The 25,804-nt window shown below is 68.1% G+C and carries 21 protein-coding genes; 14 read left to right on the top strand and 7 right to left on the bottom strand.

From position 1 onward, the window contains the following. The first annotated feature begins 157 nt into the window (after positions 1 to 157). The 5 genes from LH076_RS11100 (at position 158) to rlmN (ending at position 8,217) form a co-directional block, all read left to right on the top strand. Positions 158 to 2,071, top strand: a complete 1,914-nt coding sequence (locus LH076_RS11100; protein WP_227780767.1) for a purple acid phosphatase family protein — start codon at positions 158 to 160, stop codon at positions 2,069 to 2,071. Positions 2,072 to 2,238: 167 nt separating this feature from the next. After that, positions 2,239 to 3,570 carry an EfeM/EfeO family lipoprotein gene (locus LH076_RS11095; RefSeq protein ID WP_227780766.1) on the top strand — a complete coding sequence of 444 codons (1,332 nt, stop codon included), beginning with the start codon at positions 2,239 to 2,241 and terminating at the stop codon, positions 3,568 to 3,570. Continuing rightward, positions 3,567 to 4,790: a Dyp-type peroxidase gene (locus tag LH076_RS11090; RefSeq protein ID WP_227780765.1), complete on the top strand. Its 1,224-nt coding sequence runs from the start codon at positions 3,567 to 3,569 to the stop codon at positions 4,788 to 4,790. The genes LH076_RS11095 and LH076_RS11090 overlap by 4 nt, the downstream gene beginning before the upstream one ends. Before the next feature lie 77 nt (positions 4,791 to 4,867). After that, complete coding sequence (locus tag LH076_RS11085) at positions 4,868 to 6,952, top strand: phospholipase C (protein ID WP_227780764.1); 2,085 nt, start codon at positions 4,868 to 4,870, stop codon at positions 6,950 to 6,952. Between the two features lie 140 nt (positions 6,953 to 7,092). After that, positions 7,093 to 8,217: a 23S rRNA (adenine(2503)-C(2))-methyltransferase RlmN gene (gene rlmN, locus LH076_RS11080; protein WP_227783631.1), complete on the top strand. Its 1,125-nt coding sequence runs from the start codon at positions 7,093 to 7,095 to the stop codon at positions 8,215 to 8,217. A gap of 58 nt (positions 8,218 to 8,275) precedes the next feature. Here rlmN and LH076_RS11075 read toward each other — a convergent pair whose 3' ends face one another. The 3 genes from LH076_RS11075 to LH076_RS11065 are packed head-to-tail and all read right to left on the bottom strand — an operon-like array spanning position 8,276 to position 11,198. Further along, entirely contained in the window at positions 8,276 to 9,229 is a 954-nt protein-coding gene (locus LH076_RS11075) for an alpha/beta hydrolase (protein WP_227780763.1), read from the bottom strand. Continuing rightward, a complete protein-coding gene (locus LH076_RS11070) occupies positions 9,226 to 9,855 on the bottom strand; it encodes a TetR/AcrR family transcriptional regulator (protein ID WP_227780762.1) in 630 nt (209 codons plus the stop codon). The genes LH076_RS11075 and LH076_RS11070 overlap by 4 nt, the downstream gene beginning before the upstream one ends. Next, positions 9,852 to 11,198, bottom strand: coding sequence for a flavin-containing monooxygenase (locus LH076_RS11065; protein ID WP_227780761.1), 1,347 nt, complete (start codon positions 11,196 to 11,198; stop codon positions 9,852 to 9,854). The genes LH076_RS11070 and LH076_RS11065 overlap by 4 nt, the downstream gene beginning before the upstream one ends. Positions 11,199 to 11,292: 94 nt before the next feature. Between LH076_RS11065 and LH076_RS11060 the strand changes: the two genes are divergently transcribed. The 3 genes from LH076_RS11060 to LH076_RS11050 all read left to right on the top strand — a co-directional run bounded on the left by LH076_RS11060 (position 11,293) and on the right by LH076_RS11050 (position 14,516). Beyond that, positions 11,293 to 12,030, top strand: coding sequence for an SDR family NAD(P)-dependent oxidoreductase (locus LH076_RS11060; RefSeq protein WP_227780760.1), 738 nt, complete (start codon positions 11,293 to 11,295; stop codon positions 12,028 to 12,030). A gap of 128 nt (positions 12,031 to 12,158) precedes the next feature. Continuing rightward, the gene (locus tag LH076_RS11055) at positions 12,159 to 13,301 is read left to right on the top strand and encodes a family 16 glycosylhydrolase (RefSeq protein WP_227780759.1); all 1,143 of its coding nucleotides are present in this window, start codon (positions 12,159 to 12,161) and stop codon (positions 13,299 to 13,301) included. Positions 13,302 to 13,370: 69 nt separating this feature from the next. Further along, a complete protein-coding gene (locus LH076_RS11050) occupies positions 13,371 to 14,516 on the top strand; it encodes a glycosyltransferase family 4 protein (protein WP_227780758.1) in 1,146 nt (381 codons plus the stop codon). Positions 14,517 to 14,539: 23 nt separating this feature from the next. Here LH076_RS11050 and LH076_RS11045 read toward each other — a convergent pair whose 3' ends face one another. The 3 genes from LH076_RS11045 to LH076_RS11035 all read right to left on the bottom strand — a co-directional run bounded on the left by LH076_RS11045 (position 14,540) and on the right by LH076_RS11035 (position 17,325). Then, positions 14,540 to 15,439 (bottom strand): LOG family protein, encoded by a 900-nt coding sequence (locus LH076_RS11045; protein ID WP_227780757.1) that lies wholly within the window; start codon positions 15,437 to 15,439, stop codon positions 14,540 to 14,542. A gap of 78 nt (positions 15,440 to 15,517) precedes the next feature. Then, on the bottom strand, positions 15,518 to 16,852 hold the full coding sequence (locus LH076_RS11040) for an NAD(P)/FAD-dependent oxidoreductase (protein ID WP_227780756.1): 1,335 nt from the start codon (positions 16,850 to 16,852) through the stop codon (positions 15,518 to 15,520). Then, entirely contained in the window at positions 16,852 to 17,325 is a 474-nt protein-coding gene (locus tag LH076_RS11035; RefSeq protein WP_227780755.1) for an Lrp/AsnC family transcriptional regulator, read from the bottom strand. Before LH076_RS11035 ends, LH076_RS11040 begins: the two co-directional genes overlap by 1 nt. A 148-nt stretch (positions 17,326 to 17,473) precedes the next feature. On the opposite strand from LH076_RS11035, the gene LH076_RS11030 reads away from it, so the two are divergent. The 6 genes from LH076_RS11030 to LH076_RS11005 are packed head-to-tail and all read left to right on the top strand — an operon-like array spanning position 17,474 to position 24,922. Further along, a complete protein-coding gene (locus tag LH076_RS11030) occupies positions 17,474 to 19,030 on the top strand; it encodes an APC family permease (protein WP_227780754.1) in 1,557 nt (518 codons plus the stop codon). Beyond that, positions 19,027 to 20,193 carry a spermidine/putrescine ABC transporter substrate-binding protein gene (locus LH076_RS11025; RefSeq protein ID WP_227780753.1) on the top strand — a complete coding sequence of 389 codons (1,167 nt, stop codon included), beginning with the start codon at positions 19,027 to 19,029 and terminating at the stop codon, positions 20,191 to 20,193. Before LH076_RS11030 ends, LH076_RS11025 begins: the two co-directional genes overlap by 4 nt. Continuing rightward, complete coding sequence (locus tag LH076_RS11020) at positions 20,177 to 21,343, top strand: ABC transporter ATP-binding protein (protein ID WP_227780752.1); 1,167 nt, start codon at positions 20,177 to 20,179, stop codon at positions 21,341 to 21,343. Before LH076_RS11025 ends, LH076_RS11020 begins: the two co-directional genes overlap by 17 nt. After that, a complete protein-coding gene (locus tag LH076_RS11015; RefSeq protein WP_227780751.1) occupies positions 21,343 to 22,254 on the top strand; it encodes an ABC transporter permease in 912 nt (303 codons plus the stop codon). Before LH076_RS11020 ends, LH076_RS11015 begins: the two co-directional genes overlap by 1 nt. Further along, positions 22,251 to 23,522, top strand: coding sequence for an ABC transporter permease (locus LH076_RS11010; protein WP_227780750.1), 1,272 nt, complete (start codon positions 22,251 to 22,253; stop codon positions 23,520 to 23,522). Before LH076_RS11015 ends, LH076_RS11010 begins: the two co-directional genes overlap by 4 nt. 11 nt (positions 23,523 to 23,533) lie before the next feature. After that, positions 23,534 to 24,922: an NAD(P)/FAD-dependent oxidoreductase gene (locus tag LH076_RS11005; RefSeq protein ID WP_227780749.1), complete on the top strand. Its 1,389-nt coding sequence runs from the start codon at positions 23,534 to 23,536 to the stop codon at positions 24,920 to 24,922. Between the two features lie 12 nt (positions 24,923 to 24,934). On the opposite strand, the gene LH076_RS11000 is transcribed toward LH076_RS11005, so the two are convergent. After that, on the bottom strand, positions 24,935 to 25,765 hold the full coding sequence (locus LH076_RS11000) for an SDR family NAD(P)-dependent oxidoreductase (RefSeq protein WP_227780748.1): 831 nt from the start codon (positions 25,763 to 25,765) through the stop codon (positions 24,935 to 24,937). Between the last annotated feature and the right edge of the window lie 39 nt (positions 25,766 to 25,804).

Below are 25,804 nucleotides of genomic sequence, written 5' to 3'. Positions count from 1 at the left end.
CGTGACTGAGAGTATCCATAGTTGATCAATAAGGAAGCCTAAGATTCCGTTCAGCGCCCCCCGTGACGGCTCCCGGAGTTTCCCGGTGGTTCACGGTGTCTCGAAAGGTTGCGGACGCACGCCTTCCGTCCCTCTTTCACCGCTAAGGGAATCCTTGATGAAGCTCAACAACCCGCGCCGCGCCCTTGCGGTCGGCGCCTGCACCGTGACCGCGGTTGCAGCCCTCTCGGTGTTCGGCATCACTGCCGCGAACGCCGACGGCCAGACTCCGATCGACATCGTGCTCGGCGTCGGCACCGACCAGTCCAGCAAGGTCGTTTCGTGGTATTACCCGACGAACGCCCAGCAGGCGATCGAGATCTCCGAGGGTGACACGCTCGGCACCTCGAAGAAGAAGATCGTCGCCGTCTCGGCCAAGAACGAGGTTGCCGACTCCGTCCAGAGCCTGAAGAACGACGACGGCACTGGGGCGACGATCACCGCGCAGACCGGCTACTACAACGCCCACGTCGCGCTGCCGGACCTCAAGCCCAACACCAAGTACACCTACCACGTGGGTGCCGCTGACGGCTCGGGTTGGTCGCCGGCCTACACGTTCTACACCGGGACTGCGAGCAGCGACTTCACCTTCGCCGCCTTCGGCGACCCGCAGATCGGCTCCTCGGGTTACGCCCACCTCGACGGCCGCGGCTGGGCGCAGACACTGGACTACATCGCCGACACCGCCCCGGAGACCGAGCTCCTCGTCTCCACCGGCGACCAGGTCGAGACCGCCAACAGCGAGTACGAGTGGACCCAGTGGGCCGACCCGGACAACTCGCAGGCGGGTGACGGCTCGTCGATCAGCCCGGTGCTCAAGCAGTTCACCTACGCCTCGCAGATCGGTAACCACGAGTCCGGCGGCCGCGCCTACAACCAGCACTTCGCCCCGCCGAACGAGGACTCCGACGCCCTCTTCGCGCCCGGCGGAAACACCGCCACCAACGCATCCGGCGACTACTGGTACATCTACAAGGACGTCCTGTTCATCAACATCAACTCGAACGCGTACAACGGCACCGGCGACGCGAACTCGGACGCCGCCCACGCGGCGTACATCAAGGACGTCGTCGCCAACCACGGCGCCGGCACGAAGTGGCAGATCGTCGACTTCCACCACGCCATCTACTCGCCGGCGTCCCACGCCAACGACACCGACAACAGCCAGCGCCGCAAGGACCTGACCTACACGATGTCGCAGGAGGGCATCGACATGGTCATCCAGGGTCACGACCACGCCTACTCGCGCTCCTACGAGCTCAAGTCCACTGCCGCCGGCACCGCGCCGACCAAGGTGAAGGCCGACGAGCAGCCGGGTGCCGAGGCGGTCCAGACCGGCCCCGGCGGCGTCATCTACGTCACCACCGACTCGGCCTCCGGGTCGAAGTACTACGACCTCACCGCGCCGGACCTCACCAAGAATGGCGGCGACTACGGTCCTGACACCATCGACGGCAAGAACGACGCCAACCAGACGCGGCACTGGGCCAACTCGGTGGAGAGTCAGCAGTACACGCCCACCTACCTCCAGGTGAAGGTGACCGACTCCGGTCTCCAGGTCAAGAACATCACGACCCAGGCCTGGAACGCGCCCACGAACTCCTCCGTCGTGACCAACTCCGGCAATCTCACCAAGGCGACTGCCGGTGACAAGCGGCTCCCGGCCAGCGACCCCTCCGTGCACCACCTGCAGACGCCCGGCGCGCTGACCGACAAGTTCACCCTTTCGGGTGGTAACAGCAACGCGTTCCCGCCGTCCGGTGTCCAGACCGAGACCGTCACCGTGCCGGGTCCGACGGTCACCGCCACAGCTACAGCTACGGCAACGGTGCCCGGAGCGACGGCGACCGTCACCCAGACGGTTGGCGGCAAGACAGTCACCCTGCCGGCGAACACCACGGCGGCGGCGAAGCTCGTCAACGCAAAGATCACGGCCCTGACCAAGAAGATCAAGCACGCCAAGGGCACCCGGAAGGCCAAGCTGAAGGCTCAGCTGGCTGCCTTCAAGGCGGTCCAGAGCACGCTGAAGTGACCTAGCTCCGGTGACGGCGACCGGCCCCGGGCAACGCCCGGGGCCGGTCGTCTTTTCTTCACCCCGCGCTCGCCGGTTGTTTCCATAGACAATCCATGTGATTAGCGGTCCGCCGTCACAGTCCCTCCGTGCCGGTGTTCAGGATCCTCTTAGCAACAGCCGTCGCCATGGCACTCGTGCTCACCGTCGCTCCCTATCTCAGCGGGCCGTCCCAGGCTGAGTCGCCGAGCGGTGACGCGTCGATCCCCGGCACGCCCGTCACTGTCGGTGTCAGCAACTGCGGTGCGGGATGGAGTGGCGGCGCGGCCGGGCCGCTCAACTTCGCCGTCTGGAACTCGAACAACGCCGTCGCCGAGGTCCAGGTCGAGAACGTCGACAACCACAAGGTCTACGCCCTTGTCGAGGATCTCGGGGTCGGCGCGACTCGGAACCTCTCACTCGTCCTGGGCGCCGGCTCCTACCGGTTCCTCTGCCTCTTCGGTGACAGCCCGCCCGCCGCGAGCAAGGCTTGGCAGCTCACCGGCGACTACGACGGCAGTACGACGCCGGGCAACGAGCCGGCCACCGACCTCGCCCTCACCGGGCCCAACGAGACCTACACCGCCTGGGTGATCAAGCAGTTCCCCGGCATCCGCGGCGAGCTCGTCGCGCTGCGTTCCGCGGCACAGCGGGGGCAGCTCCTTGCGGCACGTAACGCCTGGGCGGAGGCCCACCGGCGTTACCTGCTCCTCGGTGCCGCCTACGACGCCTTCGGAGACGACGGCGAGGCGATCGACGGCGACGTGGGCGTCGGCTTCCCGAAGCTCGAGTCGCAGCTGTGGGGGATGAGCCAACCGACTCTCGCCGTCGCACCGGCGAAGGTTCCCACGCTCAAGCAGATGCTCAAGGGGAAGCTCAAAGGGAAGAACGCGGCCACCCGGGCGAAGATCACCCGGCGGATGAGAGCGGCACACGCGAAGGCGTTGAAGAAGGCGAAGGCTCGGCAGAAGGCACAGGTGCTTGCCACCCAGAAGGCGCAGCAGCAGTTCGCCGCCTCAATCGGGGGACAGGTCGTGCCGGTCATCAACGGCCTGCTCGGCAGCCTCGACCATCTGGCCGCCACCTTCGGCAATCCGGTCATGCCGAGCAACATCGACCTCGGCCTGCGTACGCACGAGATCCTCGAGGACGCGCTCCGCTTCGAGGTCACCGGGGAGAACGACCACGGCTCGCATCTGACGTTGTCCAACATCGACGCGATGGTGGAGGCGACCCGCGACATCATGTCGCCTCTGCGAAGCCTCCTGGTCGTCCGAGACCCTCATCTCGACGTCACGGACCAGTGGCTCGCCCGATTGAAGGCGTACGTCGACTCCTTCCACCACGGCAGCACCTGGACCCCGCTGTCCGCGTTGACCGCCGCCCAGCGGCGCGTCCTCAACGCCACACTCAGCCAGACGCTCGAGTACCTCTCCGAGATCGCCGTGATCCTCGATCCGGTCCAGAAGGGACCCCAGTGAGTACTCCCGAGTTCAGCCGACGTCTCTTCGTCGGAGGTGCGGCCACAGCCGCTGTCGCCGCGGCGGCGGTGGCGGCCGAGAGTCTGGGGGCCTCGGCCCGGGCCACGGACGCGGCGTCGACAGACACCAGGTACCCGTACGAGGGCGCACACCAGTCAGGCATCCTGACGGCGCAGCAGGCGTCGTCGGCCTTCCTCGCCTTCGACGTCGTTGCCACGACTGCAGCCGAGCTGAAGTCGATGTTCCAGGCGCTGACGACCACCAGCCGGTGGCTGACGGCCGGCGGTCCGGCGCCCGACCACGGCATGACCGCGACCGCCACCGACAACGGGGTCCTGGGCGACGACGTGTCGGCGGACGGCCTGACGATCACGGTGAGCGTCGGTCCGGGCCTCTTCGACGACCGCTTCGGGCTCCATGCGCGCAAGCCGGCGCGGTTGACCCGAATGCCGGAGTTCGACGATGACGCGCTCGACCGAGCGATGTGCGACGGCGACTTGATGCTGCAGGTCTGTGCCGACCACCCCGACACGGTCAACCGCGCCCTGCGCATCCTGCTCCGCGCCACCCGCGGCGCACTCGCCATCCGCTGGCGCATGGACGGCTTCCTCTCACCATCCCGTCCCGACGGCGCTCCGCGGAACCTCATGGGCTTCAAGGACGGCACCGCCAACTCGTCGATCGCTGGCCACGAGGACGACCTCGTGTGGACCCATGGCGGGGGCGCCGAGCCGGCCTGGGTCGAGGGCGGCAGCTACCACGTGGTGCGTCTCATCCGGATGAACGTCGAGTTCTGGGACCGCGTCTCCGTGCGCGAGCAGTCCACGCTGATCGGCCGCGAACGCTCCAGCGGCGCTCCACTGACCGGAAGTCGCGAGACCGACGAGCCGGCCTTCACCGGTCCCGGGGCTGACGCGATCGCCGGCAACGCCCACATCCGTCTCGCCTCCAACTCGGGCCGGTCGAGCTCGGACGGGTCGCGTCTGCTGCGCCGCGGTTACAACTACGACGCCGGCTTCCTGCCGAACGGCAATCTCGACATGGGACTGATCTTCGTCACCTACAACCAGGACCTCGAGCGCCAGTTCGCCACGGTTCAGCGACGGCTCTCCGGGGAGCCGCTCACCGACTACGTCTCGTCGTACGGCGGCGGGTACTTCTTCGTACTTCCTGGCGTCCGGGGGAGCGATGACTGGCTTGGCCGGGCGATGTTCGCCTGACCACTTACCGAAAGGTGCAATTCCAGATGAGTAACAAGAGGAAGGCCCGCCTACGTGCGGGACTAGGGCTCGCCACGGTGAGCCTCGTGGGCGGTTCGCTCGCCTTCGTGGCGCAGCCTGCTGCGCAGGCCGACGACGCCACCACGACCACGCCGATCAAGCACGTGGTCGTGCTCTTCGACGAGAACATCTCGTTCGACCACTACTTCGGCACCTACCCCTATGCGGCCAACACGGACGGCGTGAAGTTCACGGCCAAGGCCGGCACTCCGACACCGACCAACTTCGCCTCGGACCCCCAGTATCTGGCTACGAAGGGCACGACGGTGAGCAACACGGTCGTCCCGGGTGCCAAGGGTGTCGCCGGTGCCAACCCCAACAGCATGGCGCCGTTCCGGCTCGGCATGGGGCAGGCCTGGACCTGCTCCCAGGGTCACGGCTACCTCGCCGAGCAGAAGGCCGAGGACGGTGACGCCACCACGGGTGTTCCGGCCATGGACAAGTTCGTCGAGTCCACGTCGTCGTCGGCGACGTGTGCGTCGACCGCGGCTCCGGCTCCGGCTGGGAACCTCGAGTTCGAGCACGCCGGACTGGCGATGAGCTACACCGACGGCAACGTGGTCACCGGTCTGTGGAACTACGCCCAGAACTATGCGATGAGCGACAACTCCTGGGCGGACAACTTCGGTCCGTCCAGCGTCGGCGCCGTCAACCTGGCCGCGGGCCAGACCGGTGGAGCGGTGATGTACGTACCCAACACGGCCCACGACTCGGCCGTCGCTGCCAACCCGGTCCTGATGACGGCCGCCACTGACAACGACGCCACCTCCACAGGTACCGGCATGGCCTCGCCCTGGCCGGGTGACATCGAGGGCGTCAAACTCGTCGACGCCACCGACCCGACCAAGGGCACCGTCGGCGCGATGACGGGCGACCCGACGCCGGCGTACGACATCTGCACCGACGCCAGCGTCGCCGCCGGCATGCAGGGCAAGAACATCGGCGACCTGCTCAACGAGAAGGGCGTGAGCTGGGGTTCCTTCATGGGCGGCTTCCGCAACCCGAGCCTTCCGGCCAACGCCTCCAACGCTGACATCTGCAACTACGTCTCCACGGTGAACCCGGACGGTGGTCAGTTCAGCGCCAACAACTACAACAAGGACTACATCCCGCACCACGCGCCGTTCCAGTACTACAAGTCGACGGCCAACCCGACCCACGCCGCTCCGGCCAGCCCGGCCGAGATCGGTCACGACGGCGCCGCCAACCACGAGTACGACCTCACGCAGTTCTACGACGCGGTCGACCAGAAGGACGGCGCTGCGCTGCCGGCCGTCTCCTTCCTGCGTCCGATCGCCAACGAGGACGGTCACGGCGGATACTCCGACCCGATCGACGAGCAGCACTTCCTCGTCCGCACGATCAACGCCATCCAGAAGTCGGCCTACTGGAAGGACACGGCGATCGTCATCGCGTACGACGACTCCGACGGTTTCTACGACCAGGTCGCCCCGACGATCATCAACGGCTCGTCCGACACCACGGCCAACGGCAACGTCTGCACCAAGGTGGCGTCGGCCGCGAGTCCGATGGGTGGCTGGCAGGACCGCTGCGGCCCGTCGCAGCGCCTGCCGTTCCTCGTGATCTCGCCCTACTCCAAGTCGAACTACGTCGACCACACCCAGACGTCGCAGGCCTCGATCGCCAAGTTCATCGAGTCGAACTGGCTCGGGGGCAAGAGCGTCGACGAGGGCGGGACCGTCACCGGCTCGTTCGACAAGACCGCGGGCGACATCAGCTCGATGTTCGACTTCTCGGCCCCGAAGGCACCGTCGATCCAGTTGCGGCCCGATGGCTCCGTCATCTCCGCGGCGGTCATCCCGAAGCCGGTCAGGCTGACGCTCTCGTCGGTCCGGATCACGGGCAGGGCGAAGGTCGGCAGGAGGCTTGGCGTCTCCGTCGGCGTCTCGCCGGCGACGGCCACGAAGACCTTCCAGTGGCTCGCCAACGGCAGGGTGATCAAGGGTGCCAGGGGCTCGACGCTCAAGCTCAAGAAGAAGTTCAAGGGCAAAAGGGTCTCCGTCCGGGTGACCGTCTCCTACAGGGGCGCGACCCCCGCCTCGGCCTCGAAGACGAGCGCCGCGGTGAAGGTCAGGAAGTAGTCAGTTCCCATACAAACGGCCCCGGGCACTGCCCGGGGCCGTTTGTCATTTCGGTCGCTCCGCGGGGACGGTGGGAGACTGGAGCGGTGACTGAGCTGAGCGAGGAGATCGGACCGGGCGAGACGCCCGAGGAGGCCGCTATGCGCGGTCGCGCCATCCCGCTGGTGCTCTCGCCGCCGAAGGGCCGTGGCAAGCCGCCACGTCACCTCGCCGACCTCGACCTCGTCGAGCGGCAGGCCGCCGCCAAGGAGCTGGGTCTGCCGGGGTTCCGCGCCAAGCAGCTCTCCGTCCACTACTTCGAGCGCCTGGTCCACGACCCCGAGCAGATGACTGACCTCCCCGCCGCGCAGCGCGACGAGCTGGTCAAGGGCTTCCTGCCGGAGCTGCTCACGCCGGTCCGCACGCAGACCGCCGACCGGGGCACGACGGTCAAGACGCTCTGGAAGCTCTTCGACGGTGCCCTCGTCGAGTCGGTCCTCATGCGCTACGCCGACCGTGCCACCATCTGCATCTCCAGCCAGGCCGGCTGCGGGATGGCCTGTCCCTTCTGCGCGACCGGCCAGGGCGGTCTCCAGCGCAGCATGTCCACCGCCGAGATCGTCCACCAGGTCGTCATCGCCGCCCGCGCGATGGCCGCCGGCGAGGTCGCCGGGGGACCGGGGCGCCTCTCCAACGTCGTCTTCATGGGCATGGGGGAGCCGCTCCACGCGTACAAGGCCACCCTGGGCGCCGTACGTCGCCTGACCGATCCCGCGCCCGACGGACTCGGCCTCTCCGCCCGTCACGTGACCGTCTCCACCGTCGGCCTCGTGCCGCGGATGCGGCAGCTCGCCGACGAGGGCATCCCCGTGACGCTCGCGCTCAGCCTGCACGCGCCGGACGACGAGCTGCGCAACGAGATCGTGCCGATCAACACCCGCTTCAGCGTCGCCGAGACCGTCGAAGCGGCCTACTACTACTTCCAGCAGACCGGTCGGCGCGTCTCGATCGAGTACGCGATGATGCGCGGCATCAATGACCAGGCCCATCGTGCCGAGCTGCTCGCCGACGTGCTGTCAGGTGAGGGCCGCGGCACCAACTGGACGCACGTCAACCTGATCCCGCTCAACCCGACGCCGGGCTCCAAGTGGACCGCGAGCGACCCCGCCGACGAGCGCGAGTTCGTGCGCCGGCTCGAGGCGCGCGGCATCTCGACCACCGTCCGGGACACCCGCGGGCGCGAGATCGACGGCGCCTGTGGGCAGCTGGCCGCGGCGGAAGGATGATCGCAGCGCCGAAGGGGCTGCCGATCAGCCAGTGCGGCCAGGTGGCCGCGGCCGACGCTTAGACCCCCTCAGCGACCGCGTCGAGCTGCTCCCGCTGGCCGCCGAGGGCGAGCGTCCGCTGCAGGAAGAGCAGCGCGTGACGGACCGCGGCGTCGTGGAACGCCTTGCCGGGGAAGAGGTCGAAGTGGTCGCCCGGGTAGTGCCGGACCTCCGCACGGCCCGCGAAGGCGGCCTTCGCCGTGGCGTGCGTCGGGGCGCTGCGGTCGAAGTCAGCGATCTGCACCAGCCAGGAGACGTCTGGACGATCCGCCAGGCGCTTGGCCGCCTTGGTCGGGTCACGACCGCCCAGCTCCATGACGACGTCGGCGGCGATCTCGTTGCGCCAGGTCGGTCCGGCGATGGCGAGGTAGTCCTCGTAGGCGCCGGGCAGGGTCAGCGCGCCGACCTCGCCGGGCTTGGCCACGACGGGGATCATCGAGGGCGCCCGACCGGCGCGGCGACGTACGGCACTGGCGACACCGCGGGCCGTGGAGGCCAGCAGCTGCCCGGGGGAGTGGTGCTTGGTCGCGAGCCGTGCGGCGGCCAAGCCGTCGACGAGCGGCACCGCGGAGATCACCGCGACCACGTCCTTGCGCTCGGCGGCGACCTGGATGACATGACCACCTCCGAGCGAGACGCCCCAGAGCACCACTCGTGTCGGGTCCACGCCGGGCAGCCGGCGTGCGGCGTCGACGGCGGCGTTCAGGTCCGCGACCTGCCCGTCGATCGAGACCGCCTGGCGGGGCTGCCCGGGCGCGACGCCAGAGGCACCGAAGCCCCGGTAGTCGAAGGTGACCGCGTGCAGACCGGCCGCGGCGAAGGCCTCGGCGAACGGCGCGAGGCCGGCGTCCTGCGTGCCCGCGAGTCCGTGCGCGAGTACGACGACGGGGGCAGACCCCGCGGCATCGACGGCAGGGAAGTGGGTGGCGGCGCAGGTCACGCCGCTGGAGGTGAACGAGAAGGTCGTGCTCACTGGTGGCTCCCGTAGATGGTGGTGATCCAGATGTGGGTGAGGGCGTCGATGTGCCGCTCCCGCGGCGGCGCGGCGGCCAGGGCGTGGCGTTCGACGGCGTTGTCATTGAGGTCGAGCAGGACGGCCGCGAGTGCGTGCGCATCGGGCCCGGGCGGGGCATGCCCGGCGGCGCGCTCCCGTTCGATCATCTCCGCGACCATCGTGGCGAACTCCGTGCGACCGGCATCCCAGAGCTCGCGCACCCCCGGACTCGTGGCGCGGGCCTCGAGGAGGGCGCGGTAGGTGTGCGGCGTCTTGTCCACGGAGTCGAAGAGCGTGGTGATCACCGCCCGGATCCGGGGGACCGGCTCGCCCTCGGCCTTGACCAGCTGGTCGGTGGCGTCCGAGGCGTCGTCGTACAACTCGGCCATGAGTGCGAGGACGGCTGCGGCCTTCGACTCGAAGTAGAAGTAGAACGCCGAGCGGGTGACACCGGCACGTCGCGAGATCTCCGCGACGTTGACCTGCTCGAGCGTCTGCTCACGCAGCAGCTCGTCGAAGGCGGTGAGGAGGGCGGCACGCCGCTGGTCGCCGCGGTTGACGCTGCGCCGGTCGACCATCCTCGCCCAAGGGCGGTCCTCGCTCACGGCACGGCCACCGGCGTCGTCCGAGCGGCTCGCTCCATGCCTGCCGGGATCTCGTGTGTCCGCAGGTTGTGCTCGTAGAGGAAGTAGTCCAACTGCTGGGTGTGCCGGGGCCGCTGGACCATGTGGGCGGTGTACTTCTGCGTGTCCTCGTCGATCACGCGCTCCATCTCCTCGATGCTCGGCGGCTGGTAGCGGCCCACCAGCCATGCCGCGACCAGGCGGGTCTGGCACTCCACGAAGGGGAAGAGCGTCGGCGTCGCCTGGGCGAAACCGATGAAGGCGAGGTCGTCGATGCCCGGCTTGAAGATCCGCTTGTAGAGCCGGATGTTGTTCTCGGGTGCGCTGATGAACTCCTCGTCGAAGAACGGGAAGGTGATGTTGTAGCCCGTGGCATGGATGACCACGTCGAACTCCTCGGCGGTGCCGTCGACGAAGTGCACGGTGCTGCCGTCGAAGCGCTCGATGTCGCCCTTGGCCCGCAGGTCGCCGGAGCCCAGTCGCAGCGGGAGCTCGACCGACTGGGTGGGGTGCGCCTCGAAGAACTTGTGGTTGGGCTCGGGCAGCCCGTAGTCGGTCGGGTGGCCTGCGGTGAGGGGCTGCATCACCTGGACGAACTTGCGCTGCCAGGCCGTCGGGATGTGGGGGGAGGTCCGGTAGTACTTGTCGGCGGGAGTGCCGGCGAAGTACTTCGGCACGATCCACGCCCCTGAGCGGGTGGAGATGACCACGTCGTTCCCAGTCGTCTTGCTCGACAGCTCCACGGCGAGGTCGGCCGCGCTGTTGCCCAGGCCGATGATGAGGATGCGCTTCCCGCTGAGGTCGTACGGCGTCTTCGGGTCGATATAGCTGTGGGAGTGCATCGTGAGGCCGGTGAACTCGCCCGGCTTGTCGGCGAACCGCGGGTCCCAGTGATGTCCGTTGGCCACGAGCAGGACGTCGAAACGACGGGTGCCGGTGCGCTGGGTCTCGAGCTCCCAGCCGTCCCCCTCGTCGGCCCCGAGACGGCGGGCGTGGAGCACCCGGTTCTCGAATTCGATGTGGCGCCGGACGTCGAAGGCGTCCGCGTAGGAGTCGAGGTACTCCTTGATCTGGGTGTGGTGGGGAAAGTCCGGATACTCCTCGGGCATCGGGAAGTCCTTGAAGGACAGCTGGTGCTTGGAGGTGTCGATGTGCAGCGAGCGGTACGCGCTGCTGCTCCCGTTGGGATTCTCGAAGGCCCAGTTGCCACCCACGCGGTCGGAGGACTCGAAGACGGCGTACTCGAGTCCGTAGTCCTCGAGCATCTTGGCCATCGTCAGCCCGCTGATGCCGGCGCCGATGATCGCGACGGTCGGTGTGCTCATCGATCTCCTCCTTGACAAGGTCATGTGACTCGCGTCACGTTAGATCCATCAATTGACACATGTCAATAAGTCTCGACCTCTGTCAGGAGCTGTCATGCAGACCACGATCGTGATCGGAGGCGCCTCGGGCATCGGGGCGGCCACCGTCGGAGTCCTCGCCGCCCCTGGGCACCGAGTCATCGCCGCCGACCTCCCCGGAGCCGGGGCGGAGGCGGAGGTCGACGTCACCGATGAGGCGTCGGTCGCGGCACTCGTCGAGCGCGTCGCCGCAGAGCATGCAGGCGATGGCGGCCTGACCGGCGTCGTCAACTGTGCCGGCGTCAGCACACTCTCCCGCGTGGTCGACCACGACGTCTCCGAATGGCGGCGGGTCGTGGACGTCTGCCTCACCGGCGCCTTCGTGGTGCTCAAGCACGCTGGGCGGCATGTCGCGGACGGAGGGTCGCTGGTCTCGCTCACGTCGCTGAACGCACGCCAACCGGGGACGGGCCTCTCGGCCTACTGCGCAGCGAAGGCGGGCCTGGTGGCCCTCACGGAAGTTGCCGCGCTTGAGCTGGCTCCACGCCGGGTGCGAGTGAACGCGGTGGCGCCCGGTCTCGTCGTCACGCCGTTGACGCAGCCGGCGATGGACATCCCGGGGATTCGGGAGGGCTATCTCGAGAACACGCCGCTGGGCCGTTCCGGCGAGCCGGAGGAGATCGCTGCCGCGATCCGCTTCCTGCTTTCCGACGACGCGGCCTGGATCACCGGCGAGACGCTCGACATCAACGGTGGCGCCCATCTCCAGCGCTATCCCGACCTCGCCGGTCTCATCGACAAGGCCTTCGGGTGACCGCGTGCTCTGGCGCGCAGGTTAATCGCTTCGGTATTGGGTAGCCCTTCAAGGTAAAGGTCCGTCACACTGATCCCGGAACGCTTGAGACCCGGGCGGGACCGATCTCAGCGTTGAGAGGAACCCACATGCGTACGACGTCCGTTGCTGCTGCTGCAGTCTCCTTGGCGCTGACACTGACCGCCTCGCCGCTGCTGGGTCCGGTCACCTCGGCGTCAGCCGCGGCCACCCCGACGTCGGTCCCGGATGGCGGCGGCCCGCCCGTGACCCGCACGGCAACCGCGTCGACCACGCATGCCGCCAAGCCCAAGAAACACAAGAAGAAGCACCACAAGCACAAGAAGAAGAGGAAGAAGAAGCAGGCGAAGGTCCTGCAGCCGAGCGCCACGAAGCCGATCACCGTCCTGCCCACCCCCAGCACGGCGACGCCCACTCCGACACCGACTCCGATGCCCACCCCCCTCCCGACGGTCCTACCCACGCCGGACTCGGAGGCCACCACCGCGTGCGGAGACGGCATCACGATCATCGACGCCACCCCGTACGTGTGCACCTTCGACGACGAGTTCGACGAGACCGAGTTGGACCGCACCAAGTGGGCGGTCAACGTCGGCCTCCCCACGGGCGGGCCGGACTATGCCTGCACCGTCGATGACCCGCGCTACATCAACGTGGCCGACGGTGCGCTCCATCTGACGATGGCCAAGGTCGACACGCCCGTGCCCTGCAGCCCTGGCTATGCCCCGGCCTCCATCGAGGCCCCCACCATCTCGAGCTACCACCTCTTCAGCCAGCAGTACGGCCGCTTCGAGGCACGGGTGCGCACCACGGCGACCACGGCACCGGGTCTGCACGAGGCGTTCTGGCTCTGGCCCGACGATCGCTACAGCGAGATCAACTGGCCGACCTCGGGTGAGATCGACGTCGCCGAGACCTACTCGAACTACCCCCTCATCGCCATCCCCTTCCTCCACTACTCCGAGGAGGTCGTCCATCCGCCGTGGACGATCGGCGTCAACACGGCGATGTGCGCCGCAGTGCGTGGCGTGTGGAACACGTACACGCTCGACTGGACGGCGACATCGATCACGATCTCGATCAATGGCATTCCCTGCCTCGTCAACACGTCGGCCGACCCCGCCTTCGCCAAGCGCTACATCGTCGCCCTCTCGATGGCACTGGGCGACAGTGCCAACGCGGCCACGGCGGCGACACCGTTCCCGGCGACGACCGATGTGGACTACGTGCGGGTCTGGCAGCGGACCTCCTGACAGGAGGCATTCACCGACACGTCACCTCGGGCCACCCGAGGTGTCAGGCGCGGCACTCACCGTGGAGGCATGAGCGAGCTCCGCGTCCTGGTGGTGACTGAGTCCTTCCTGCCGCAGATCAACGGCGTGACCAACTCGGTCCGCCGCGTACTCGAGCACCTCGAGGCCGAGGGCCATGAGGCCGCCCTCATCGCACCCACCGGCCCCGCGGAGTACGCCGGCTTCCCGGTCCTCCGCGTCCGCGGTGCGACCCTCCCGTTCTACAGGGACTTCCGACTCGGCCTGGAGACGCGCAGCCGGCTGCGCGCGATCTTCGACCGTTTCGGTCCCGACGTCATCCACGTCGCAAGTCCCGCCACGCTCGGCTATCAGGCGATCAAGGTCGCCAACGAGATGGGGATCCCGGTCGTCGCGATCTACCAGACCGACCTCGTCGGCTTCGCCGAGCGCTACCCGCTGCTCCACCACACCGGCGGACCCAAGGCCGCGGCCGCGCTGACCCGCAAGATCCACAGCAAGGTGGACCGCACCCTCGTCCCGTCGACGGCCAGCCTGAGCCAGCTCGCCGAGCTCGGCATCGGCGGCACGGCGCTGTGGCCGCGCGGATGCGACACCGAGCTCTTCCACCCCGAGAAGCGGGACTACCGCCTCCGCCTCAAGCTCGCTCCCCACGGCGAGACCATCGTCGGGTACGTCGGCCGGCTCGCCCCCGAGAAGGAGCTCGGCCTCCTTCAGCAGCTCTCCGAGGACCCGCGCTACTCCGTCGTCCTCGTCGGCGGCGGCCCGGAGGAGGAGCGGCTGCGGCGCCTGATGCCGAAGGCCACCTTCTTGGGCCTGCTGCACGGGGAGGAGTTGGCGGCGGCGTACGCCTCGCTCGACATCTTCGTCCACACCGGCCGGCACGAGACGTTCTGCCAGTCCGCCCAGGAGGCGCTGGCCTCCGGTGTCCCGGTGGTGGCGCCGCGTCAGGGTGGCCCGATCGATGTGGTCGACGACCTCAAGTCCGGCTTCCTGTACGAGCCGGGTTCGGCCGAGGACCTCACCCGCTACGTCGGCACGCTCTACAACAACCCGCGGCTGGGTCGCCGGATGGGTGCCTTCGGGCGCGCCAGGACCGAGGGCCGCTCGTGGTGTGCGATCAACGGCCTGCTGGTGGGGCACTACCGCGAGGTCGTCGCAGGCCGTCGAGGCCTCCGGCCCGTCGCCGCCGCCTGACCGCCGAATCCGGGCTCTCCTCCTCAGCCGAGGAGCTCAGCAGCGTCCGTCGGGGTGTCGACGAGGTGCACGTGCCCCTCCATGGGCGAGCCGTGCGAGAGCCGCTCGAGCAGGGGCCAGACCGGCAGCAGTTCGGTCCAGTAGGCCCGCCCGACCAGCACCATCGGCGCGGCGCGGCCGGGAAGCGCGTAGTAGTTCTCGCACGCGTCCTGGAAGACCTCCTGCACGGTGCCGGCAGCGCCCGGTAGGAAGACGATCCCGGCGTCGCAGATCTCGAGCAGGATCGCCTCTCGCGTGGCGTTGCGGAAGTACTTGGCGATCGCGTCGCAGAAGACGTTGGGCGGTTCGTGCCCGTAGAACCACGTCGGCACACCGAGCGAGCTCGCCTGCGGCCGCTCGCCCACGTCGCGGACGACCTCCAGCGCAGGGGCGACCCAGGCCTGCACGGAGGGCAGGAACGTGGGTACGCCGACCAGCCGGTCGACCACACCGGCGACCTCGCCCCACGGGCGGGACATGAGGAAGGCGCCGAGGTTGGCGGCCTCCATCGCGCCCGGTCCACCACCGGTCGCCACGACGTGCTTCGCGCCGAGCTCGTGGCCGAGCCGGACCGCATCGAGGTAGGTGGGATCGCCCCGGAGCGCGGCATGTCCGCCCATCACGCCGACGATGCTCCGCTGATCGATCCAGGCGTCGAGGGCCTCATCGATCGCGAAGTCGTGCAGCGCCCGTAGGCGCGCCCGCTCGGGGGACTTCGGTTCCCGTGACCAGGCATAGGCGCGGGCGTCCAGCGAGTCGGCGTACGAGGTGGTGTCGTAGAGCTCAGTGGCGGTGTAGAGACCGCCACGCTCAGGATCGATCGGTGCCTCGGGCACCGGGAGCGCCACCGGGTCGGGACGGTGTCGGACATGCCGTCGGGTCACGCCGTGACCTTATCCCCGGCTCGATCGCGGGAAAGCCCGGATTCGGCGGGAGGAAAGCCCCGATTCGGCAGGGCGCGGTCAGTGGCCGCCGAGAAAGGGAGTCATGAGACGTGCAGCGAGTGAGGGGCGGCCGGAGACCCGCTCCTCGGTGTCGGCGAAGGTCATCGTGCGTAGGCCCGCGTTGACGCCGAGCCACCGGAACGGCTCGGGCTCCCACGTGGGGGAGCGGTGGTTGACCCACGGCAGCTCGACGAGCGGCGAGGGCGTGCCGAGGATCAGGTCCCGGAGCGTCCGGCCGGCCAGGTTGGTGGTGGTCACGCCGTCGCCGACGTACCCACCGGCCCATGCCAGCCCCGTCCGCCGGTCGATCCCGACGGACGCACACCAGTCGCGGGGGATGCCCAAGGCGCCGCCCCACGAGTGGGTGACCTTGGTGCCACGCAGCACCGGGAACATCTCGAGAAGGGTCGCGTAGAGCGAGGCGAAGACGCGCTCGTCGCGGTCGTTGCCGGCCGCGATGCGGGAGTTGAAGTGGTACGGCGCCCCGCGACCGCCGAACACGAGGCGGTTGTCGGCGGTGCGCTGGCCGTAGATGATCAGGTTCCGGTAGTCGCTGAACGTCTCGCGGCGGCGCAACCCGATCTCGGCCCAGACCGACTCGGGCAGGGGAGCGGTCGCGATGACGAGGGAGTAGACGGGGATCAGCTCGCGCTCGAACCCCGGAAGGGTCGGGGTGTAGCCCTCCGTCGCACGGACGACGACGTCGGCGGTCACCGAACCGCTCGCCGTCGTGACGACGTGGTCGCCGATCCCGATGACCGGCGACTGCTCGTAGAGGGGGACGCCTCGCGCCTCGACCGCACGGGCCAGGCCGCGGACGAGCTTGGCGGGATGGATCGCTGCACAGTCGGGCGTGTAGGTCCCGCCCAGCGTGTCGGTCGCGTTGAGCAGGGCGCGCGCATCGATCTCGTCGAGGAGCTGCAGGCCGGAGTGGGCCGCATCAGCCTGCGCTCTCGCCCACTGCGCGGCCGAGCGGGCGAGGACGACGGTGCCGCCCTTGGCGATGTCGGCGTCGATCCCTTCCGCCGCGGCCGCACGGATCACCTCGTCCACGGAGTCACGCATCGCGGCGTCGAGCGCGGGCGAGCCCAGGTCCTTCGGGAAGAGCGCGGAGGCCCAGCCGCCGTTGCGGCCCGACGCCCCGAAACCGGCGATCTCCTTGTCCACCACGACGATGCGCATGTCCGGGCGCGCCTCGGCGAGGTAGTACGCCGTCCAGAGGCCGGTGTACCCCGCGCCGACGATGCAGACGTCCGCGACGAGATCGGTCGTGAGCGACACCCGCGGCTCGAGCGGATCACCCGCCGTGGCGTGCCACAGCGAGAGGTCGCCGTACGACGACGTCTGGGGCATCAGCGCACGCCCCAGGCGTAGGACTGCTTGCGCAGCTTGAGGTACATGAACGTCTCGGTGCTGATCACGCCGGGCACGGCGCGGATACGCGTGGAGATGAGCTCGAGCAGCCGCTCGTCGGACTCGCAGACCACCTCGACGAGCACGTCGAAGGTGCCGGCCGTGATGACGACGTAGTCCACCTCGTCGAGCTCGGCGAGCGCATCGGCCACCGTCTCGAGCGAGCCGGTCACCTTGAGGCCGACCATCGCCTGCCGTGCGAAGCCGAGCTGCAGCGGGTCCGTCACGGCGACCACCTGCATCACGCCGGAGTCGACGAGGCGCTGTACCCGCTGGCGCACGGCAGCCTCCGAGAGGCCGACGACCTTCCCGATGGCGGCGTACGAACGGCGCCCGTCCGCCTGCAACTGCTCGATGATCGCCTTGCTGACGTCGTCGAGCGCCACCACGGGCCGGGTCGGGTCTGGAGACATGCGGACATTCTGGACGATGGTTTCCATTGTTTGGAACACCGCGCACAGCGGTACTTCGTTGCGTTTGTGTTTCCTGACCACGGATTCCCTTGTTCAGCCGCTCGGCTCCGTGACACGATCCCGGTGCTGGCCATCAGAAGGGACCGTCATGACCACCGCACGCCCCGACGACCTCGTCGTCTCAGCCGACACCGCTGAGGAGACGGCGAAGCTGCAGAAGCACTTCGGTCGCAGCGACATCTACTTCTTCCTCGTCTGCACCCTCTTCGGGGTCGACGGTCTCGGAACACTCGCCGGAAGCGGTGGGTCGGGGTTCACCTGGCTCGTGCTGTGCCTGGTCTTCTTCGCTGTGCCGTCGTCCCTCATCCTCGCCGAGCTCGGCGCGGCCTACACGGAGGAGGGCGGCCCGTACGTGTGGGTGCGGATGGCGTTCGGCCACCTCGTCGGGGCGGTCAACAACTTCTTCTACTGGATCACCAACCCGGTCTGGATGGGCGGCACGCTGGTCGGCACCGCGATCGGTGGCCTCTCGGTCTTCATCCACTCGGGCTCTGACTGGTCGAAGCCAGCCTGGTACGTCTTCGGCCTGATCTTCATCTGGGCAGGAGCGCTCTTCGCGATCCTCTCCTTCCGGGTCGGCAAGTGGGTCGCCACGGTCGGTGCCTTCGCACGCTTCGCCCTGCTCGGCGTCTTCCTGCTCACCGTCCTCCTCTACGCCGCGAAGCACGGCGTCCACGGTCTCGGGTTCTCCGACTACAAGCCGGACTTCTCCAGCTTCGTTGCGCTGGTCCCGCTCATCCTGTTCAGCCTCGTCGGCTTCGAGCTCCCGAGCGCCGCGGGCGAGGAGATGGAGGACCCGGCACGTGACGTGCCGCCCGGCATCATCAAGTCGGTCATCACGACCGCCCTCCTGTACGGCGTCCCGGTGCTCGGCATCCTCACCGTGATCCCCTCGGACCAGGTCTCGGGTCTCGACGGTTTCCCGTCCGCCGTACGCCAGGCGCTGACCGTCTTCGGCGGCTCGGTCGACGTCGCCGGTGACGGCACCGTGACCGCGTCACTGAGCGGCTTCGGCCAGCTGATCGGCCTGATCATGGGCATCCTGATCGCGATCGTCGCCTTCACCTCGGGCCTGACGTGGGTGATGGGCTCGGACCGCACCCTGGCGGTCTCCTGTTACGACGGCGCAGGGCCGCGCTACTTCGGCCAGTTCTCCGCCCGCTTCGGCACGCCGGTGCGCGTCAACGTCCTCTCCGGCGTCATGTCGACGATCGTCTTCGTCGCGACGCTCGAGATCACCGACGGCAATGCGGCCAAGTTCTTCTCGGTCGCCCTCAACATGGCGATCTCGACGACGCTGATCTCCTACCTCTTCATCTTCCCTGCGGCCTGGGTGCTGCGGCACCGGCGTCCGAGTGACCCACGGCCGTTCAGGGCGCCGTGGCTGCCGGCCCTCACGATCATCTCCACGGTCGCGATCGTCTTCTGCACGATCCAGATCCTCTTCCCCGGGCTCGGTGACGACTGGTTCGGCCCGGACTACATCTGGGACGGCTGGAAGCACAGCGAGCGCTGGACCTTCTTCCTCACCGAGTTCATCCCACTGCTCGCCTTCATCGCGATCGCCGTCGGCTTCTGGGCTCTGGGCCGGGCCCACATCCGACGGTCCGAGGCGGAGTCGAAGACCGAGGTCGGAGCGGCATGAGGCGACGTACTCTCCTCAAGGGCGGGGGCGTGGCGGTCGCAGGGATCGCCGGCGTCGCCTCACTGCCGCTCTTCTCCTCGCCCGACAGGCACCAGGACCCCACGAAGCGGCGGGCGAAGGACATCTCGGCGAGCGACCCGGTGCTGACGATCAGCAACTGGCCGCTGTACATCGATGAGGATGACGACGGTTACGTCTCGACGCTCACGGCGTTCAAGAAGAAGTTCGGGGCCAAGGTCAACTACCACACCGACGTCACCGACAACGTCGTCTTCTTCCAGAAGGTCGTCAACCAGCTCGGCTCGGGCGCCTCGACCGGTCGCGACATGTTCATGCTCACCGACTGGATGGCGGCCCGCATGATCCAGATGGGGTGGATCCAGCCGATCGACCCGGCCAAGGTGCCGAACCTCCACCAGAACATCATCAGCTCGCTCAAGGCGCCCGACTGGGACCCGGAGCGGAAGTACTCCGCCCCGTGGCAGGCCGGTTTCACGGGCATGGCCTACAACAAGAAGTACCTCGACAAGCCACCCGCCACGATCAAGGAGCTGCTCACCCGGCCCGACCTCAAGGGCAAGGTCGCGGTGATGACCGAGATGCGCGACACGATGGGGCTGGTCCTCCTCGGCCTCGGCTACGACCCCGCCAACTTCACCGACGCCCAGTGGAGCGAGGGCATCGAGCTCCTGGAGAAGGCCAAGGCCTCCGGTCACATCCGCGCCTTCTCCGGGCAGGAGTACACCGACGACCTGACCGCGGGCAACACCGTCGCGTGCCTCGCGTGGTCCGGCGACATGGCGGCCTCGGAGGATCCCCACCTCAAGTTCGTCGTGCCCGAGGAGGGGATGATGATCTGGTCGGACAACATGCTGATCCCCAACCAGGCCCAGCACCAGTCGCTGGCCGAGGAGTGGATCAACTACTACTACGAGCCCGAGGTCGCGGCGAAGCTCGCTGACTACAACTGGTACGTCAGCCCGGTGAACGGCATCCGTCCGTTCCTCGAGGACCTCGACCCCGACATCCTCGCCGACCCCGACCTGTCCAACCTGATCCTTCCCGACGAGACCTACCTGAAGCAGACCCATGGGTTCATGGCGCTGAAGGAGTTCCAGATCCGCAACTACGAAGGGGACTTCTCCCATGTCTCAGGTGTCTGAGCTCAGCTCACCTGCCGCCACCGGCAGTCGCGACCTCACCCTCTCCCAGCTGGAGAAGACGTACGCGAACGGCTTCACCGCCGTGCACCCGCTCGACCTCGTCGTCCCACAGGGCAGCTTCTTCGCCCTGCTCGGTCCCTCGGGCTGCGGCAAGACGACGACCCTGCGGATGGTGGCAGGCCTGGAGATCCCGACGGCCGGCTCGATCTCGATCGGAAACGCGGACATCACCTACGACAAGCCCTACAAGCGCCCGGTGAACACCGTCTTCCAGAACTATGCGCTCTTCCCGCATCTCTCCATCCGCGAGAACGTCGCCTTCGGGCTCAAGCGCCGCGGGGTCAAGCAGATCGCCAAGCCGGTGACCGACATGCTCGAGCTCGTCGAGCTCTCCGCCCAGGCCGACAAGCGCCCGACCCAGCTCTCGGGTGGCCAGCAGCAGCGTGTCGCCCTGGCCCGCGCGCTGATCAACGAGCCCGAGGTGCTCCTGCTCGACGAGCCGCTCGGTGCGCTCGACCTCAAGCTGCGTCGCGGCATGCAGATGGAGCTCAAGCGGATCCAGACCGAGGTCGGGCTCACCTTCGTCCATGTCACCCACGACCAGGAGGAGGCCATGACGATGGCCGACACCATCGCGGTGATGAACGCCGGGCGGATCGAGCAGATGGGCTCGCCGACCGAGCTCTACGAGAACCCGGCGACGACCTTCGTCGCGAACTTCCTGGGCCAGTCGAACCTGATCAAGGGCGTCATCCTCGGGGAGGACACGCTGGCGGGTCAGCCGGTCGTGAAGGTCGACATGCAGGGGACCACCGTGTCGGTGCCGAGGGACCGGGCACATGTCAGCAGCGGCGCAGGGTGGATCGGCATCCGTCCCGAGAAGGTGCTCGTGGCACCGGCCGGGGAGTCCCTCGACGCGCCGGGCAACCACTTCACCGGGGGCACGGTCGTCGACACCAGCTTCATCGGTGTCTCCACCCAGTACGTCATCCGGACCGCCTGGGGCCAGGAGATCGGTGCCTTCGAGCAGAACACCGGCGCCCGTGGCGTGATGGCGCCCGGCACCCCTGTCGACTTCTCGTGGCGGCCGGAGTTCGCCTTCCTGCTGCCGCCGGACCAGGACGCCACCGCCGGCATCGAGGGGGAGTGATGACCTCCGCAGCCATCCCCGCACCGCCGCAACCGAAGCTGCCGGAGAACCCGAGGACACCGGGGCGCCGCAGTCGCTCGCTGCCGTACTACCTGATCCTCCCGATCGCCGTCTGGTTGGCGCTCTTCTTCATCATCCCGTTCGTGTCGCTGGTCGCGACGAGCCTCTACGACCCCGAGGGTTCGGTCCTCACGGGCTACGACATGACGTGGCACTTCGCGAACTTCGGTCACGTCATCTCGACGTACGGCTCGCACCTGTGGCGTTCGGTCTGGTGGGCGCTGATCGCGACCGCGTTCTGCCTCGTCTTCGGGTACATCCTCGCCTACACGATCGCCTTCAAGACCGGTCGCTGGAAGAACGTGGCGCTGGTGCTGGTGATCGCGCCCTTCTTCACCAGCTTCCTGATCCGCACCAACGCCTGGAAGCTCATCCTCGGCGACCAGAGCTGGCTGGTGCACACCCTGCAGTCACTGCACATCCTCGGCGCCGACGACCGCATCCTCGCCACGCCCGTGGCGGCGATCGCCGGCCTGACCTACAACTACATGCCCTTCGCGATCCTGCCGCTCTACACGAGCATCGAGAAGATCGACCAGCGGCTCGTCGAGGCCGCCGGCGACCTCTACGCCAACGCCTCCAAGACGTTCCTGCGGGTGACCCTGCCGCTCACGCTGCCGGGCGTCATCAGCGCGACGCTGCTGACCTTCATCCCGGCAGTCGGCGACTACATCAACGCCCAACTGCTCGGCTCCACCGCCGACCGGGTGATCGGCTCCGACATCCAGAGCCTCTTCACCTCCACGCAGGACTACGCCTCGGCCGGTGCCCTGTCGGTGCTGCTGCTGTTGATCATCCTGGTGTCCACCCTCGTGTATGTCCGTCGCTTCGGGACGGAGGAGATCCTGTGAGTACGTCGACCTCCACCGTCGAGCGCAAGCCGGTCAGTCTGGTGCTGGGCGTCGAGCTCGCGCGGGTGCTGTCCGGTGTCGCCGTACTCGGCCTCCTGCTGGCCGTGGTCGGCTTCTCCCTCCACCGCTACAACGTGAGCGGCACCGCGTTGAACTTCGCGGGCCCGCCGTTCGCCTTCCTCATGTTCGTCCTGGTCGTGCTGGCCGTGGTCGCCTGCTTCGCGATCCAGGCAGCGACCCGGACCCTGACGCTCGACGACACCGGGGCTCGCGATCGGCTCTTCGGGTTCGGCGCGGCGGCGGCGGTCGCCACGGCGCTGCTGGCGATCAAGCTCTTCAACTCCGACCTGACGATCGCGGCATGGTTCGCTGTCGGGTGGCTCGTGATCACGCTGGTCTCGCTGGTGCTGATGTCGACGAAGGCGGCCAACGTCTGGCTCGAGGGCCGCGCACCGATCCACAACGTGCTGCGCTGGGTGCGCGGCAACATGATCGCCTTCATCGGCCTGCTGGTGATGCTGTTCCTCTACATCCCGAACATCGTGGTCGCCGCGATGAGCTTCAACATCGAGCACGGCAAGAAGACGACCTACCAGTGGTACGAGTTCGGCACCTCGAACTGGACCCACCTCTGCGCGCCGTCGCAGCTCTGCGGCTCGGTGGTGACGTCGCTGTGGATCGGCGCTGTCGCCACGGTGATCGCGACCCTCATCGGCACGCTGGCGGCGTTCGCTCTGATGCGGCACCAGTTCTCGGGGCGAGGCACGACGAACACCGTCCTGATGCTCCCCATGGCGACGCCCGACATCGTGCTCGGAACCTCGCTGCTCGCCTTCTTCATCGCGCTGCGGATGGGTGGGCACCTCGGCCACGTCACGATCATCATCGCCCACGTCACCTTCTGCCTGTCCTACGTCGTCATGACGGTCAAGGCGCGCCTCGCCGGCATGGACTCGACGTTGCAGCAGGCGGCGATGGACCTGTACGCCGACGAGAAGACCACCTTCTGGAAGGTGACCTTCCCCTTGGTCTTCCCGGGCATCCTGTCGGCGGCGCTGCTCGCCTTCTCGCTCAGCTTCGACGACTACATCATCACGAACCTCAACGCCGGTACGGTCAGCACCTTCCCGATCTTCGTCTGGGGTGCGGCGCTGCGCGGCCTGCCCATGCAGGTCAACGTGATCGGCACGTTGATGTTCCTGCTCGCGATTCTCTTCGTCGCCACCGGCGAGATCCTGTCGCGGCGTCGCAACCGGGCCTCGCTCTGAATCCGACGCCGATGCATCCGTCCCTCCAGGATTCGGTCCGGACGTCCTACTGGCTCGACGACCAGGTCCGCCCCGCGCCGCTCCCGCCGCTGGTGGGAGCGGCCGAGGCGGACCTGGTCGTCGTGGGCGGTGGCTACACGGGGCTGTGGACGGCACTCCTCGCCCGAGAGCGATTCCCCGAGAAGTCGGTGCTGCTCCTCGAGGCAGGACAGTGCGGCGACCAGGCCTCCGGGCGCAACGGGGGCTTTGCGTCAGCGTCGTTGACCCATGGCTTCGGCAACGGCCTCGAGCGCTGGCCCTCCGAGCTCGACGCACTGGACCGCCTGGGGGCGGAGAACCTGCGCGAGATCGGCGCGACGATCGAGCGCCTCGGCATCGACTGTGACTGGCGGCTCTCGGGCGAGCTCGCGGTCGCCACCCAGCCGCACCAGGTGGAGGAGCTGCACGAGCTGTCGGCCACACTGGCCGAACACGGCGTCGCCCACTCGGTGCTGGACCAGGTCGCGACGCGAGCACGGCTCGACTCGCCGACGTACCTCGGCGGGCTCGCCCTCCCCGACGAGACCGCGCTCCTCGAGCCGGCGCGACTGGCCTGGGGCCTGCGGGCCGCCTGCCTCGAGGCAGGGGTCGTGATCCACGAGGGCTCGCGTGTCACCTCGCTGCAGCGGGCGAGCACGTCACTCCGCCTCACGACCGACGCCGGCTGGGTGCGGGCAGGTCAGGTGGCCCTCGCGACCAACGCGTTCCCGTCGCTGCTGCGCCGGCTGCGCCTGATGACCGTGCCGGTCTACGACTACGTGCTGATAACCGAGCCGCTGTCGGGCGCCCAGCTCGCGTCGATCGGCTGGGGAGGGCGCGAAGGCGTCGGTGACTCGGCGAACCTCTTCCACTACTACCGCCTCACGCGTGACAACCGGATCCTGTGGGGCGGCTACGACGCGGTGTACCACTACGGCTCCAAGATCTCGCCGGTGTTGGAGACGTCGGGGCGGACGCACGACCTGTTGGCCGCGCAGTTCTTCGAGACGTTCCCGCAGCTCGAGGGGCTGCGGTTCACCCACCGCTGGGCCGGTGTGATCGACACCTGCACCCGCTTCTCCGCCTTCTTCGGCACCGCGTACGGCGGCTCGGTCGCCTATGCGCTCGGCTACACCGGCCTCGGCGTGGCCGCAACGCGCTTCGGCGCGCAGGTGATGCTCGACCACCTGGCCGGTGAGATCACCGAGCGGACCAAGCTCGAGATGGTCCGCACCAAGCCGCTGCCGTTCCCGCCCGAGCCCTTCCGCTGGGCGGGCATCAAGGCGATGACCGCGTCGCTCGAGGCCTCGGATGCCCACGGAGGAAGGCGCAATCTCTTCCTGAGATCCATGGACCGCCTCGGCTTCGGCTTCGACTCCTGAAACCCCAGCGGGTCAGTCGTTGATCCGCATGTGGTTCAGCAGGATCCTGTCACGGACCCTGGTCGGCAGGTGCTGGTTGAGGAAGAAGAAGATCGAGCTCATCGTGTCGACCTGGTTGAAGAGCTTGGGCTTCTCGGCCAGCACGACGGCGGCGATCTTGTCAGCGGCGACGGCCGGCGTGGTGGCGCCTTCGACGAGCTCGTTGTCGCGGTCGATGAAGCGCATCGCCCGCTGGTAGTAGGGCGAGCTCGGGTCGGGCAGCTTGAGCGACTTCTTGGCGAAGCCGGTCGAGACCTGCGCCGGCTCGATGAGCGCGACCTTGATGCCGAACGGCTCGACCTCGTACTTGAGCGACTGCACCATGCCCTCGACCGCGAACTTCGTCGACGAGTAGATCGACTCGAACGGGAACGGGATCCGGCCGACCAGCGAGGCGACCGCGACGAGCTTGCCGGCACGACGCTCGCGCATGCCGGGGATGAACGCCTGGAACAGAGCGGCGGCACCGATCACGTTGATCTCGAAGGCCTTGAGCGCACGCTCGAGGTCGACCTCCTCGAACGGCCCGAAGAACGGCACGCCGACGTTCGACATGACGGTGTCGACGTACCCGAACGTCGAGAGCACCGACTCACGGAACGCCAGGATCCCGGGGCGGTCGGTGATGTCGAGGGGGATCAGGTGGTGCTGGGCGCCGAGGGCGTCGAGCTCGACGGCGAGGGACTTCAGGCCGGCCTCGTCGACGTCGAAGCCGGCGATGGCGACGCCCTTCTGTGCCAGTAGCAGGGCGGTCTGCCGGCCCATGCCGTCGGCGAGGCCGCTGATCACAACGTGCTGGGTCATCTGGTTCTCCTGGTGCTGCTTCAACAGAGGGTGGGTGGG

Source organism: Nocardioides sp. Kera G14 (assembly GCF_020715565.1).
Taxonomy (GTDB): Bacteria; Actinomycetota; Actinomycetes; order Propionibacteriales; family Nocardioidaceae; genus Nocardioides.
Note: the sequence above shows the minus strand (reverse complement) of the source record. Positions and strands in the feature narration are given on the sequence as shown.